The organism is Archangium minus (assembly GCF_044360475.1).
In the GTDB taxonomy this organism is placed as follows: domain Bacteria; phylum Myxococcota; class Myxococcia; order Myxococcales; family Myxococcaceae; genus Archangium; species Archangium minus.
In genome coordinates this window covers 4344579-4357342 of record NZ_CP043494.1, presented here as the reverse complement: position 1 = coordinate 4357342, position 12764 = coordinate 4344579, and the positions used below count along the sequence as shown (strand labels likewise).

The window sequence follows — 12764 nt, the reverse complement described above, 5'->3', positions numbered from 1 at the left end:
GGCTTCTACCCCGCCAGCGGCCCGAAGGGGATGAAGAGCAACGAGACTCGGTCCGCGCAGCGGTAGAGGCGCACCCGGGCCAGGCCCTTGTCCAGCATGCCGAGCTTCTTCGCCGCGGCGGTCGACACATCCACCACGCGTCCCTTGACGAAGGGGCCGCGGTCGTTGACGCGCACCTCCACCGAGCGCCCGTTCTCCATGTTCACCACCCGGAGACACGAGCCGAAGGGCAGCTTCTTGTGGGCAGCGGTGAGGTGCTGGGGATTGAACTTCTCACCGCTGGCAGTGGGCCGGCCGGCGAAGCCCGGGCCGTAATACGAGGCGAGCCCCTCCTCCAGCCACGCTCGGGGCTTGGGCGGCTTCTCTGGCCGCACCACCTCGGGTTCCTCTTCGGGCGTGGGCCGGGTGGCTCGCGGCGCACAACCCGCGAACACGCCCAGCCCCAGGATCAACCCCACGAACAGTCGCCGCATCTCACCTCTTCAGCGAGTCACGTCGTTGTAGAAAGCCATCACCATCAACGCCACGAGCAGCACCAGGCCGACGACGTTGGCCATCTCGCGCACGCGCACCGAGATGGGACGGCGACGGATGCCCTCCCACAAGGCGGACAGCAGCCCGAAGCCATCGAGGATGGGGATGGGCAGCAGGTTCATCACGCCCAGGTTGATGGAGATGACAGCCATCAGGTGGAGGTAGCTCTCCCAGCCCTGCTCCGCGCTCTTGGAGGCGAGCTGGTACATCATCACGGGCCCGCCCAGCGTCTTCGTGGACATCTGCCCGCTCACGATGCGGCCGATGACCGTCACCATCTGCCCGACAATCTTGGGCACGATGACGACGGACTGGCGCAGCGCCTCGGGGATGCTGACCTGCACCGTCACCGTGTCCAGAGGGAGCAGCTCCGCCCCGGAGGGCAGCCAGGGCCGCACGCCCAGCTCGAGCCGGGAGGACTCCTGCCCGAGCTCGTCCTTGCTGGTCCGCAGCGCCTGGGAGAGCGTCTGCGTGTGCTCCTGCCCATCCGCCGCCGAGCGCCAGGCGAGCTGGAAGGACTGGTCCTTCAGGGTGCTGAGCTCCGCCGCCAGCACGTTGAAGGAGTTCAGCGGCTGACCATTGAAGGAGACGATCCGATCCCCCGCGCGCAGGCCGGCCTTCTCCGCCACGCTGCCGGGGCTGACGGCGACCACGTACAGGTCCGAGGACTCCACGCCCAGGGCCGCGAACCCCTCGCCCTGCTGCCGCGGCACCGTCAGCTTCACGACGGAAGGGACCTGCCCTATCGAAGCACCGACCTCCACGGACTGAGAGCGCTGGACGGTGAGCTCCAGCGGCCCCTGCGCCTTGGCGATCTGCTCGAGGAAGGCGGCCTCGTCCGGGATGCTCACGCCATTGATGGACAGGATGCGGTCAAAAGTCTTCAGCCCCGCCTGCGCGGCCGGCGAGCCCGGCGGCACGCCCACCACCGCGGGCTTGCGAGCGGGCTGGATGCCGATCTGCCCTCGCTCCACCGACTCGACAGGGTTGGACTCGATGACCTTGCGCGGCGTCACGTTGGCGATGAACTGCGTGCCATCGCGCTCGACAGTAATCGGCAGGGAGCGATCGAAGCGGCCCACGAAGGCGCTCCGCAGATCATCAAAGGTCTGAACCTTCTCCCCATCCACGGCGATGATGCGGTCTCCTGGCCGGATTCCAGCGGCCGCCGCGGGCATGGCCGGATCCACAAAGCCCACCCGGGTGGAGATGGCCTCATGCGCCCCGACGAAGACGAAGAAGTAGATGATGACGGGGAAGGCCAGGCTGAAGAAGGGACCGGCCGCCACGATGAGGGCGCGCTTCCAGGGCGAGGCGTTGAGGAAACCGCGCTGCGCGTCCTCGGGGCTCATCTCCTCATAGGGTGAGTCTCCGGCCATCTTCACGTAGCCACCCAGGGGCAGGATGGCCACCTGGTACTCCGTGTCCCCCTTGGTGAAGCCGAAGAGCTTCGGCCCAAAGCCGATGGAGAACCGGACGACCTTCACCCCGCAGGCCTTGGCCACGAGGAAGTGGCCCAGCTCATGGACGGTGATGAGCACGCCGAGCAGCAGGATGAACAGACCGGGACCTTGAAGCATGGTCCCAACACTAACCGTGGGACCCTGGCCCGACAATGCGCTTCGGAGGTCGCGGTACAGCCAACCGGACAATCGGCGGGCGCTACGGAAGCAGGTCGCGCACGAACGTGATGTAGACGAACACCAGGGGTGCATTGAACAGCAGCGCGTCAATGCGATCCAAGATGCCGCCGTGCCCCGGAATGATGCGGCCGGAATCCTTCACCCCGTAGGCCCGCTTGAGCATGGACTCGCACAGGTCCCCGATGGGGCCGAGGATGCCGCCGAAAATTCCCAGCAGCAGACAGTCCGTCACGGTGAGTACGGGGAAGAAGAAGCCTCGGGCAATGAACATGCCCCCTACCGAGCCCACCAGGCCGCCCGCGAAGCCCTCCCAGGTCTTGTTGGGGCTCACCGCCGGGTAGAGCTTGTGACGGCCCAGGAAGCGGCCGGCGAAGTAGGCGGCGGTATCGTTGGCCCAGGTGATGACGAGCGCGGCGATGACCCACGCCAACCCGTCCGGCATCAGCCGCAGGGCGGACACGGCGGTGAGCCCCACCGAGCCATACAGAAAGCCCGTCACCAGGTGCGCCACCCGCGTGGGCGCCTCCTGCAACGGGCCTCGGATGAGGTGGTAGGTGAAGGCGAAGAAGAGGAAGAAGGCCGTCACCCAGAAGGCCCCCTCGCCGGTGCGTGCTGGATCCCTCAGCGGCAGGAAGGGCAGCAGTCCCGCGCACACCATGCCCACCCAGGCTGCCGGGGACAGTGTCTTCTGGGTGATGGTGTAGTACTCGCTGGCGCAGATGGCCGCGGCTACGCCCAACAGGCCCGCGCTGTACAGGCCACCCATGAACAGCAGGAAGAGGACGACCGGCAGCAGAATCACCGCCGAGACGATCCGGATGACGAGGTTCTTGTTCTTCTCGTTCACGCCTTGGCCCGCTGGGAGTCCTCCCGCTTGAGTTGCGCGGAGGTGAGTCCGAAGCGCCGTTCGCGTTGCTGGTACTGCGCCAGACAGCGCAGGAAGGCTTCGGTCCGGAAGTCCGGCCACAGGACGTCGCTGAAACACAGCTCCGCGTACGCCAGCTGCCAGAGGAGGAAGTTGGAGATGCGCTGCTCGCCACTGGTACGCACCACCAGGTCCACCGGTGGCAGGTCGTGCGTCCAGAGGAACGACTCGAAAGTCTTGGGGTCCAGGTGCGAGGGCGTCAGCTCGCCCTTGCTGGCGGCCTCGGCCACCCGGCGCGCCGCCTGCACCAGCTCCTCGCGCCCGCCGTAGGAGAGCGCCAGCGTCAGCACCATCCCCGTGTTGTGCGCCGAGTCCGCCCGAAGCCGATCCAACGGCTCCTTCACGAAGCGCGGCAGCTTGTCCACCTCGCCAATGGCGTTGAGGCGGATGCCGTTCTCGAGGATCTCCTCACGCTCGCTCTCGAGGTACTCGCGCAGCAGATCCATCAGCGCGGCCACCTCCTCGGCGGGACGGGCCCAGTTCTGCGAGGAGAAGGCATAGAGGGTGAGCGCCTCGACACCCACGCGCCGGGCACAGCGCGTCACCTCGCGCACACTGTTGGAGCCCTCACGATGGCCCTCTTCCCGGGGCAGGCCGCGCATCTCCGCCCACCGTCCGTTGCCGTCCATGATGATCCCCACGTGGCGCGGCAGGGGTCGTTCCTGGACGAGTCGCTCGAGGGCAGTCAGAGAGGGAGGTGACACAGGGCGTTCCATGAGGCTGCGCAAGATAGAGGCACCACCGGGCTACGTCCACGGGCGTGTGCAGGAGTGGTCGCTCCGCCGACCCGAGCGGTCGCTGGGGCGGCGGGAACGGCCCCCCTGTCATGATCCGACTTTCCGGCAATCCCAGTGAGTCCCAGACCTACCCCATTCTTGCTACCTGGGCCCATGAGGAGCTGGAATGCGTGGTGACCACCCGCCAACACCCTGGACATACTGGGGGGCCGTTTGACCCCGACCCAACAGGGTATCTAGGATCTCCAACTCGATGCGTCCCAACCTCATCGGTCCCTATCGCGTTCTCGAGACGCTCGGAAGTGGAGGCATTGGGACCGTTTACCGAGCCCTGGATGCCAGGAGCAACGAGGCGGTGGCGCTGAAGCTGCTGTCGGGCGGCCCGGCGATGGACTCGCGGGCAGCGAAGCGGCTGGTGCGCGAGTTCGAGACCCTGGCGGACCTCTCCCACCCCAACGTGGTGAAGGTCTACGACACCGGGGTGTTCCAGAGCTCCCCGTACCTGGTGATGGAGCTCATCGAGGGGCTGACGCTGCGCGAGTACCTGTCGCTGCGGGGCGAGGAGCTGTTGTCCCAGGCGAGCTCGGGCTCGAACTCGAAATCGGCCTCGGGGTCGTTCCTGCGTACCCAAGCGGCGGCTTCGGCTTCGGTTTCGGTGGAGGGCTCGGTGAGCCGGGAGTCGGCGTCGGGCGAGGCGGGCGGCGGACTGTTCGACCTGTCGGCCTTCGCCGAGGAGGCACCGAGCGAGGACATGGCGGCCATGCGCTTCGGCAGCTCGGGCTCCGCGGCGCGGCTGCCCGTGCAGATGGAGCCGTGGCTGGGCTCGGACTCGGACGAGCTGGATCCCCTGGACTTCGAGCTGCCCTACGACGTGGCGGGGCCGGGGGCGGAGCCGGTGAAGCGGGAGACGGCGGCGCGGCTGGAGGAGCTGAACCGGCCGGAGCGGGTGGGCCGGCTGAAGGACGCGCTGCTGCAGATTTGCGAGGCGCTGGCGTACATCCACGCGCACGGGCTGGTGCACCGGGACCTGAAGCCGTCCAACATCATGGTGGACGAGGATCGTCAGGTGCGGCTGATGGACTTCGGACTGGCGAAGTTCCTGGCGGACGACGCGGGGATGACGCTGGACGGGCGCATGGTGGGGACGTTCCGCTACATGTCCCCGGAGCAAATCCTCGGCGAGCCCCTGGACGGGAGATCGGACCTCTACAGCCTGGGCGTCATCCTCTACGAGCTGATGACGGGCCGACCGCCTTTTGACGCGAAGTCGCCGGTCGACTTGTGGCACAAGGTGCTGGAAACCGAGCCCCCGCCAGTGTTGGCCATCAACCAGAACGGAGATCCACAGCTGGCCCGGGTGGCCCATCGCCTCATCCGGAAGGAGCCGGACGACCGGTTCCAGACGGCGGAGGAAGTGTACGAGGCACTCTCCGAGTGAACGAGAACGTAACCGGGACGACGCACACGCTGGTGGTGGAGGCGGGGAAGGCGGGACAGCGGGTGGACCTCTTCATTGGAGAGGCGCTGGGGCTGTCACGAGCGAAGCTGAAGCGGCTGTTCGATTCGGGCGCGGTGAAGGTGGACGGCCGTGCGGCGAAGAAGGGGCTGCTGGTGGCCGTGGGCCAGCGCATCACCGTGGTGGTGCCGGAGGAGCGGCGCGAGGTAATGCCCGAGCCGGAGGCCCCACTGTCGGTACTGCACACGGACGAGGTGCTGGTCTTCGTGGACAAGCCCGCGGGCAAGCCGTCACACCCCCTGCAGCCGGGAGAGACGGGCACGGTGGCCAACGCGCTGGTAGCGCGCTACCCCGAGTGCGCGGAGGCCTCGGAGGACGAGCGCGAGGGCGGGCTGTGCCACCGGCTGGATATTGAGACGTCCGGGGTCATGGTGGCGGCGCGGACGCGCGAGGCGTGGACGGCGGTGCGCGAGGCGTTCGGCGGACGCGAGGTGGACAAGCGCTACTGGGCCCTGGTGACGGGGCCGCTGGCGGATGACGGGGAGATCGACCTGCCGCTGCGGCACCACCCGAGACACCCGGACCGGGTGGAGCCGGCGCTGGACGGAGGCGAGGGCGCGAGGGATGCGCACTCGGAGTTCCGAGTGCTGGAGCGCGCGGGGGAGTACAGCCTGGTGGAGGTGCGCATCTCCACAGGAGTGCTGCACCAGGTCCGCGCGCACCTGGCGGCGGTGGGAGCGCCCATCGTGGGAGACACGCTGTACGGAGGACGCGAGGAGCCAGGACTGGGCCGCTTCTTCCTGCACGCGAAGGCGCTGGGAATCACCCACCCGGTGACGAAGAAGCAAGTACGGGTGGAGAGTCCCCTGCCCCCCGAGCTGCTCGCCGTGCTCGAGCGCCACGCGCTCCCTATTCGCCCATCACCTTGACGACCATGCGCTTGCGGCGCTGCCCGTCGAACTCGGCGTAGAACACCTGCTGCCAGGTGCCGAGGTCCAGCTTCCCCGCGGTGACGGGGAGGATCACCTGGTGGTGGATGAGCAGGGACTTGAGGTGGGCATCGCCGTTGTCCTCGCCGGTGCGATGGTGGCGGTAGTCGGGCCCCTGGGGCGCGAGCTGCTGCAACCAGTCCCAGATGTCCTGGTGGAGGAAAGGCTCGTCGTCATTGACGAAGACACCGGCGGTAATGTGCATGGCGGAAACGAGCACCATGCCTTCCTGAATGCCACTCTTGCGAACAAGCTCGGCAACGGTATCGGTGATACGTACGAGCTCGCGGCGTTCCCGGGTCTGGAAGGTGAGGTATTCGGTCAGAGTCTTCATGCGGAGTGAACGTCAGAGGGGTCCACTACAGTGAATCCGATGCGGGCCATCATCCACGTAGACATGGACGCCTTCTATGCGTCGGTGGAGCAGCGGGACAACCCGGAGCTGCGCGGCAAGCCCCTGATTGTTGGCGGGGACGCACGGCGCGGCGTGGTTGTGGCCGCCTCGTACGAGGTGCGCAAGTACGGCGTGCGCAGCGCGATGCCCATGGCGCGGGCGATGAAGCAGGCGCCGCACGCCGTAGTGGTGAAGCCCCGTTTCAGCGCGTACAGCGAGGCGAGCGAGCAGGTGTTCTCCATCTTCGAGCGCTACACGCCGCTGGTGGAGCCCCTGTCGCTGGACGAGGCCTTCCTGGACGTCACGGCGTCGGTGGGTCTCTTCGGAACGCCGGCGGACATGGCCAGGCGGATCCGCAAGGAGATCGCCGCGGAGACGGGCCTGCCGTCCTCGGCGGGGATCGCCGCGGTGAAGTTCGTGGCGAAGATCGCCTCGGACGTGGCGAAGCCGAACGGGCAACGGGAGGTGCGGGCGGAGGAGACGGTGGCGTTCCTCGCGGGGCTACCGGTGGGGCGGCTGTGGGGGGTGGGGCCGAAGACGGAGGAGGCGCTGAAGCGCGCGGGGCTGGAGACCATCGGCGACGTGGCTCGGCGGGACGTGGCGTGGATGGAGGCGAGGTGGGGCTCGAGCGGGCGTCACCTGTGGGAGCTGGCGCAGGGCATCGACCCTCGGGAGGTAGTACCGGACCGAGAGGCCAAGAGCGTGGGGGCCGAGGACACGTTTGACGAGGACCTGACGGGGATGGACGCCCTGAGCCCGCACGTGCACTCGCAAGCGCTGCGAGTGGCCCGCCGACTGAGGCGCGCGGGAGTGAAGGGACGGGTGGTGCAGCTCAAGCTGAAGTTCGCGGACTTCACGCTCATCACCCGGAGGACCACCCTGCCCTCTGCAACGGATGACGGACAGACGCTCTACCGGGTGGCGAAAGAGCTCCTGGAGAAGGCCCACGAGGACAAGCCGGTCCGACTGACCGGGGTCTCGATGCAGGAGCTGGACTCGGAGGGCGGCGAGCCGCGACAGCTCGGGCTGTTCACGGAGCCGGAGAAACCGAAGCGGAGCGACAAGCTGAACGCGGCGTTGGATCGGATCGCGGAGCGCTTCGGGTCGAAGGCAGTAACGACGGCGGACATCGCGGGGAGTCCCGAGTCGGATCCCGACCCGGAACGTCCCAAGAAGCCAAAGCGTCCCAACTAATCCCCTTCCGCAAAGACAACTGTCCCGCGGCCATTTCCCCTCTCCCGCTGGGAGAGGGACGGGGTGAGGGTATTGGGAGAACCCGGGTTGAACCCCCTGTCCACACCGCGGGCCACGGGTTGAAGAACGGGCTCGGCTACCCTCACCCTAACCCTCTCCCAAAGGGAGAGGGAACGAGGCGGATCAGCCCTCGTCGGACTCGGAGTCGCTGTCGGAATCCGCGCTGGACTCGGAGCCGGACTCGAAGTCATCGCCCGTCTCACCCGCGTCCCCAGCGTCGTCCGACTCACCCGAGTCCGCGGCCTCACCCCCCGCGGCCTCCGCACCACCCGCAGCCGAGGCCGAGGCGGCAGACGCACCTTCCCCTGCTCCAGTCTTGTTGCGCCCACTCCGACGCCGACGCCGACGCCGCTTGCGCGGAGCCTCGCCGCCCTCGCTCGTTCCACCCTCGGGCTTGAGGGACGGCACCTCGCCACGCTTCCACGCCTCGAGGGCCTCGCGGTGCTGGCCAGTGGCCTCGACGGAGATTTCGAAGACGACGAGTGCGTCGTTGAAGAGCGGGTGTCGGCGGAACGCCCCGGTACGGCGGCGGCGCTCACCGGAGAGGGTCCGCTGGGCGATGAGCAGCAGCCGGCAGCGCTCGGCGATGCGGCGGGGCAGCCGGGCGGTCTGGACGAACTCGGCGAGCAGATCCTCGATGCCCTGGGCCACGGAGGGGCGGACCGCGGGGTCCTGGCTCTCCACGACGGGGCCGGCCTGTGCGATGGGGACGAGCAGCGCGGCGAGCAGGATGGCGTCATCCAGCGGCTCACCGGAGGAGACGCGCCGGTCGAGCGCCTCAACGTAGGCGTAGAAGGTCTCGCGACCGCGGCGGCCGTTCTCCTTGAAATACGCGGCCACGGGAGGAAGCAGAATCTTGAGCGCATCCAGCGCGGCGAGCAGCCGCAAGCTGGGAGCGGCCACACCACCGCGGATGAGGCGGAAGGTCTCCTCCAGCAGACGCGCGGGGGCGCAGCGGGGCAGGTCCTCGACGGCGCCCTCCATGGCGGCGTAGGTGCGCGACTCGATGTCCAGGCCCAGCTTGGAGGCGAAGCGCACGGCGCGGAGGATGCGGACGGGGTCCTCGCGCATGCGGATTTCCGGGTCGCCGATGGTCCGGATGTAGCGCTCGTCGATGTCGCGCCGGCCGCGCACGTAATCAATCACCCGGCCCTCGGCGACGTCGTAGAACAGGCCGTTCATGGTGAAGTCACGGCGACGGGCGTCCTGCTCGGCGGTGCCGAAGACGTTGTCGTGCGTGATGAGGAGATCCTGGGACTCCTCGGCCTCGCTCCCCTCCTCGCCGTTCTCGGCGCCCGTGTCGGCAGCGGCCTCGGCGCCGTTGCTGGCGTCGAGCTCCGTGGGGTTGGCGCGGAAGGTGGAGACCTCGATGATCTTCCCGCCCTTGAAGTAGATGTGGGCGAGCCGGAAGCGCCGGCCGATGAGGCGGCAGTTGCGGAAGATGGCGCGCACCTCGCCCGGGTGGGCGCTGGTGGCGATGTCGAAGTCCTTGGGGGTGCGGCCCAGCATCAGGTCCCGCACACAGCCACCCACGAGGTAGGCCTCGTGGCCGTGAGCGTGGAGGCGGTGGATGACCTTGAGGGCATCCGGGTCGAGCTTGTCGGGGTCGATCTCCGCGGGCTCGCCGGAGGGGGTGGTGTCGGAGAGGTACTCGGTCTCGGAGAGGGTCTCCTCGGGGAGGGTCTCCATGAAGGCGGACATGGGTGTGGGGTTCTCCTCCGCGGGTTCGGGAACCGGCAGCGCCTCGAGGGGGTCCAGGGACCCGGCCTCGGGGATCTCAGCCTCGCGCGCGTCATCGGGCGCAGGCTGGAGCGTCGGTTCACCGGCTGGCGGTGTTTCAGTGGAGTCTCGCGTCATCTCGCGGTTGACGCCCCGTGGGGGGCGCCTCTAAGGGCACGACCTATAGCGCATCCTCCCCGGAAGGGAGTAGCAGATGAAGACATTGTTGACGGGGGCAACAGGACTGGTGGGGGCCAACCTCGCCCACCTGCTGTGCCAGCAAGGGGAGCGACCCCGGCTGCTCGTCCGGGAGCGGAGCGACCGCCGGGGGCTGCGCGGGCTGGGCTACCACGAGGTACTCGGCGACGTCCTGGACGCCGGGTCGCTTCGAGGGGCGATGAAAGGGGTGGAGCGGGTCTACCACGTGGCGGGCACCGTCCGGTTCGCTCCCTCGACTCGGGAGGACATCTCCCGCATCAACGCCCAGGCGACTCAAAACGTTCTAGAGGCGGCACGCGGGGCCGGTGTGCGGCGGGTCGTGGTGGTGTCGAGCATAGCGGCGGTTGGTCACGGGACGATGACCGAGCCGGCGACCGAGGACGACGTCTACACCGAGGCGGGGGATAACCCCCACCCCGACACCAGGCGAGAGGCCGAGCGCCTGGCGCTGGAGGCCTCGGGCTCGACCCTGGAGGTCTTGGCGGGTAATCCAGGCTTCGTGCTGGGCCCCTACGACGTGCGGCCGTCCACGGGGCAGCTGCTGCGCCTCGTGGCGAAGGGCCTCGTGGTGGTGTACCCGAGCGGTGGCACCAACGTGGTGAACGCGCAGGACGTGGCGCGGGGGCTGCAACTCATCATGGAGAAGGGCCGCCCGGGGGAGCGCTACATCCTCGGGGGAGAGAACCTCACCTTCCGCGAGCTCCTGACGATCTGCGCGGAGGAGGCGGGAGTGCCGCCTCCGCGGATTCCGCTACCGGACGGGGTGGTGAAGGCAGTGGGGAGGTTTGGAGACGCGGTGGGGAGACTGGCACCGGACCTCTTCGAGCACGTGAACACGGCGTTCCTGCAGGCACTGCCATTGCCGGCCTACCACTCGTCGGCGAAGGCCATGAGGGAGCTGGGCTATCGCCCGAGACCGGTGCGCCTGGGTATCCGCGAGGCACTGCGCTGGTTCCAGGAGGAAGGAATGCTCCCGAGGGACCGCCCCCTTAAACCCCGGGGCGTCGTCGGTTGACGGCCTCCCGTCCCCATCCCCGTCTTCCATCACCTGGAGCACACCATGTCCTTTGTGATCGCCGTCGGCTCGACAAACCCGGCCAAGACAACGGCCGTGAAAGCCATCTGCGAACGCGCCTACCCAGGCTGTACGGTGGTTCCCATCGACGTGCCCAGCGGAGTGCCCGAGCAGCCCATTGGGCCCAACCAGACCTCGACGGGAGCGAGAAACCGGGCGCGGGCGGCCCTGGCGGCTGTCGAGGGCGCGCGGATGGGAATGGGGCTCGAAGGAGGCGTGGACCCGGACGGGAGCCTCATCAACTGCGTGGCAGTGGTGGAGGCCGGGGGCAGGGAGAACCTCACCTGGGGAGTTCGCTTCCCCCTGCCGCCAACGGTGGTCGCTCGGGTGCTGGCGGGCGAAGAGTTGGGTCCCGTCATGGACCACATCACCGGCCGCACCGAGAGCAAGAAGAAGCTGGGGGCGGTGGGCATCCTGACCAACGGCCTCTTCACCCGCGCCGAGATGTGGCAGGGCCCGCTGGCCTGTGCGCTGATGCCCTTCCTGCACCCGGACCTCTACCCGGCGCCAGCGGCCCCTCCCCTGCCCTCCGCTACTTGAAGAGGGCCATCCCCATCAGGTGCACGTCCCCGTTCACGCGGACGAGGTCCACGTTCAGCGCACCATCGCTGACCGCCACGGGATAGGGGCCGTACTTCTTCCAACCGCCGAGCGGCAGGTTGCCCGCGGCGCTCTCAACCTCGGTACCCTCCAGGCGGATTTTGAAAGAGCGGAAGTTGGACTGATAGTTCTCCATGACCCAGAGGTACACGCTGTAATTGCCATTCGCGATCGACTGGCTCACCAGGAGATCCGCACCCATCTTCCAGATGGCGGAGTTCAGCATGGCGCTCGTGCCGCTGTCCGTCGCGGGGCTCGGCGTCACCGTGGTGGTCGTCAGGCTGGGTGAGTTCACGCTGAGGCCATTGGCGAGGGCGGTGGAGTAGGACTGCCACGCGTTCCCATCGATGGTGACAGCGCTCCCGTTGAAGTTGATGCCACTGACGAAGCTGCTACCGCCGCCACTGCCACCATAGACCTCGATACCGGAGAGTCACGGCCTCGGAGCGGTTCAGCCGATGGAAGAGCTCCCATGCCGTATCTCCCAAATAGAAGAACGGTGAGCCGTCCTCTTTGACGAGGTAGCGGGAATTGCTGCTCACACGAAGCTTGGGCAGAGGCGTGGCGAGCGCCGCCTCGCGTGGGGTGACTTCGTCCACCGTCTCCTGTTCGCCGGCACAGGCCGACAGGAGAGACAACGACAAGAGAAGAAGGGGGGTCTTTCGCATCGAGCGTTTCCTCGAAAGGCGTGAGGACCCGCTCTTAATGCCCGCTTAACGAGAACTCCAGGATTTCCTGAATTAATTGAGACACAGTCCGAGGGCCCGTGGATGTCCCCTCTCCCAGAGGGAGAGGGAGCATGCGCACCACTACCGCCTGAAGAACGACGCCTGCTGGAATCGCAGGCCGGCCAGAATCTGCTCCACCCGCGCGTCGGACAGCGACCCGATGCGTTCTCCCAGGCGGGCCTTCTCCACCGAAGAGATCTGCGACACGACCACAACGCTCTGCTTGGGAAGGTTCCCCTCGCCCACCTCGAGCAGGACGTTCCCCGGCTCGCTCGCCCGGTGCAAGTTCGACGTCAATGCGCACACGACCACAGTCGTGATGCGCGAGTGGTTGAAGACGTCGTCCTGAACCACCACGTGGGGATGGGAGTAGCTCGGGGCAGGCCCTCGCGAGTCATCTGGCGCGATCCAGAACACGTCACCGCGGTTGATCCGCTCTGGACGTGGACCCGTGGATTCTCCTGTGTTCGTCTCCATGTTACGCTCACACG

General features: G+C 67.8%; 14 protein-coding genes. 5 read left to right on the top strand and 9 right to left on the bottom strand.

Translation table 11 applies throughout. The annotated features are described in order from the left end of the window. Nucleotides 1-5 precede the first annotated feature (5 nt). The 4 genes from F0U60_RS17980 to F0U60_RS17965 form a co-directional block, all read right to left on the bottom strand. Nucleotides 6-473 carry a septal ring lytic transglycosylase RlpA family protein gene (locus tag F0U60_RS17980; protein ID WP_395821393.1) on the bottom strand — a complete coding sequence of 156 codons (468 nt, stop codon included), beginning with the start codon at nucleotides 471-473 and terminating at the stop codon, nucleotides 6-8. Between the two features lie 9 nt (nucleotides 474-482). Next, nucleotides 483-2114, bottom strand: a complete 1632-nt coding sequence (rseP, locus tag F0U60_RS17975) for an RIP metalloprotease RseP (RefSeq protein ID WP_395821389.1) — start codon at nucleotides 2112-2114, stop codon at nucleotides 483-485. 82 nt (nucleotides 2115-2196) lie between these two features. Next, entirely contained in the window at nucleotides 2197-3024 is an 828-nt protein-coding gene (locus tag F0U60_RS17970) for a phosphatidate cytidylyltransferase (RefSeq protein WP_395821386.1), read from the bottom strand. Next, complete coding sequence (locus F0U60_RS17965) at nucleotides 3021-3818, bottom strand: isoprenyl transferase (protein WP_395821383.1); 798 nt, start codon at nucleotides 3816-3818, stop codon at nucleotides 3021-3023. The genes F0U60_RS17970 and F0U60_RS17965 overlap by 4 nt, the downstream gene beginning before the upstream one ends. A gap of 274 nt (nucleotides 3819-4092) precedes the next feature. Between F0U60_RS17965 and F0U60_RS17960 the strand changes: the two genes are divergently transcribed. Next, the gene (locus F0U60_RS17960) at nucleotides 4093-5277 is read left to right on the top strand and encodes a serine/threonine-protein kinase (RefSeq protein WP_395821380.1); all 1185 of its coding nucleotides are present in this window, start codon (nucleotides 4093-4095) and stop codon (nucleotides 5275-5277) included. Further along, nucleotides 5274-6224 carry an RluA family pseudouridine synthase gene (locus tag F0U60_RS17955; protein WP_395821378.1) on the top strand — a complete coding sequence of 317 codons (951 nt, stop codon included), beginning with the start codon at nucleotides 5274-5276 and terminating at the stop codon, nucleotides 6222-6224. Before F0U60_RS17960 ends, F0U60_RS17955 begins: the two co-directional genes overlap by 4 nt. Here F0U60_RS17955 and F0U60_RS17950 read toward each other — a convergent pair. After that, a complete protein-coding gene (locus F0U60_RS17950; RefSeq protein WP_395821376.1) occupies nucleotides 6205-6618 on the bottom strand; it encodes a secondary thiamine-phosphate synthase enzyme YjbQ in 414 nt (137 codons plus the stop codon). The genes F0U60_RS17955 and F0U60_RS17950 overlap by 20 nt on opposite strands. Before the next feature lie 39 nt (nucleotides 6619-6657). Here F0U60_RS17950 and F0U60_RS17945 point away from each other — a divergent pair, with 39 nt between their 5' ends. Further along, on the top strand, nucleotides 6658-7872 hold the full coding sequence (locus F0U60_RS17945; RefSeq protein ID WP_395825291.1) for a DNA polymerase IV: 1215 nt from the start codon (nucleotides 6658-6660) through the stop codon (nucleotides 7870-7872). A gap of 183 nt (nucleotides 7873-8055) precedes the next feature. Here F0U60_RS17945 and pcnB read toward each other — a convergent pair whose 3' ends face one another. Then, entirely contained in the window at nucleotides 8056-9789 is a 1734-nt protein-coding gene (gene pcnB, locus F0U60_RS17940; protein ID WP_395821373.1) for a polynucleotide adenylyltransferase PcnB, read from the bottom strand. A gap of 76 nt (nucleotides 9790-9865) precedes the next feature. On the opposite strand from pcnB, the gene F0U60_RS17935 reads away from it, so the two are divergent. Both F0U60_RS17935 and yjjX read left to right on the top strand, forming a co-directional pair. After that, complete coding sequence (locus F0U60_RS17935) at nucleotides 9866-10885, top strand: NAD-dependent epimerase/dehydratase family protein (RefSeq protein ID WP_395821371.1); 1020 nt, start codon at nucleotides 9866-9868, stop codon at nucleotides 10883-10885. Between the two features lie 45 nt (nucleotides 10886-10930). Continuing rightward, entirely contained in the window at nucleotides 10931-11485 is a 555-nt protein-coding gene (gene yjjX, locus F0U60_RS17930; RefSeq protein WP_395821368.1) for an inosine/xanthosine triphosphatase, read from the top strand. On the opposite strand, the gene F0U60_RS17925 is transcribed toward yjjX, so the two are convergent. From F0U60_RS17925 to F0U60_RS17915, 3 genes are all read right to left on the bottom strand, one after another. Beyond that, a complete protein-coding gene (locus tag F0U60_RS17925; RefSeq protein WP_395821364.1) occupies nucleotides 11478-11771 on the bottom strand; it encodes a hypothetical protein in 294 nt (97 codons plus the stop codon). The two genes, yjjX and F0U60_RS17925, sit on opposite strands and share 8 nt — an antisense overlap. Nucleotides 11772-11937: 166 nt before the next feature. Next, on the bottom strand, nucleotides 11938-12213 hold the full coding sequence (locus F0U60_RS17920; protein WP_395821362.1) for a DUF4038 domain-containing protein: 276 nt from the start codon (nucleotides 12211-12213) through the stop codon (nucleotides 11938-11940). A gap of 141 nt (nucleotides 12214-12354) precedes the next feature. Next, nucleotides 12355-12750, bottom strand: coding sequence for a type II toxin-antitoxin system PemK/MazF family toxin (locus F0U60_RS17915; RefSeq protein ID WP_395821359.1), 396 nt, complete (start codon nucleotides 12748-12750; stop codon nucleotides 12355-12357). Nucleotides 12751-12764 lie beyond the last annotated feature (14 nt).

Coding starts and splice junctions, on each gene's coding strand:
- F0U60_RS17960 (WP_395821380.1), top strand. CDS start 4,093: ATGCGTCCCAACCTCATCGGTCCCTATCGCGTTCTCGAGACGCTCGGA.
- F0U60_RS17980 (WP_395821393.1), bottom strand. CDS start 473: ATGCGGCGACTGTTCGTGGGGTTGATCCTGGGGCTGGGCGTGTTCGCG.
- F0U60_RS17935 (WP_395821371.1), top strand. CDS start 9,866: ATGAAGACATTGTTGACGGGGGCAACAGGACTGGTGGGGGCCAACCTC.
- yjjX (WP_395821368.1), top strand. CDS start 10,931: ATGTCCTTTGTGATCGCCGTCGGCTCGACAAACCCGGCCAAGACAACG.
- F0U60_RS17925 (WP_395821364.1), bottom strand. CDS start 11,771: ATGCTGAACTCCGCCATCTGGAAGATGGGTGCGGATCTCCTGGTGAGC.
- F0U60_RS17950 (WP_395821376.1), bottom strand. CDS start 6,618: ATGAAGACTCTGACCGAATACCTCACCTTCCAGACCCGGGAACGCCGC.
- F0U60_RS17915 (WP_395821359.1), bottom strand. CDS start 12,750: ATGGAGACGAACACAGGAGAATCCACGGGTCCACGTCCAGAGCGGATC.
- rseP (WP_395821389.1), bottom strand. CDS start 2,114: ATGCTTCAAGGTCCCGGTCTGTTCATCCTGCTGCTCGGCGTGCTCATC.
- F0U60_RS17965 (WP_395821383.1), bottom strand. CDS start 3,818: ATGGAACGCCCTGTGTCACCTCCCTCTCTGACTGCCCTCGAGCGACTC.
- F0U60_RS17920 (WP_395821362.1), bottom strand. CDS start 12,213: ATGCGAAAGACCCCCCTTCTTCTCTTGTCGTTGTCTCTCCTGTCGGCC.
- F0U60_RS17945 (WP_395825291.1), top strand. CDS start 6,658: ATGCGGGCCATCATCCACGTAGACATGGACGCCTTCTATGCGTCGGTG.
- pcnB (WP_395821373.1), bottom strand. CDS start 9,789: ATGACGCGAGACTCCACTGAAACACCGCCAGCCGGTGAACCGACGCTC.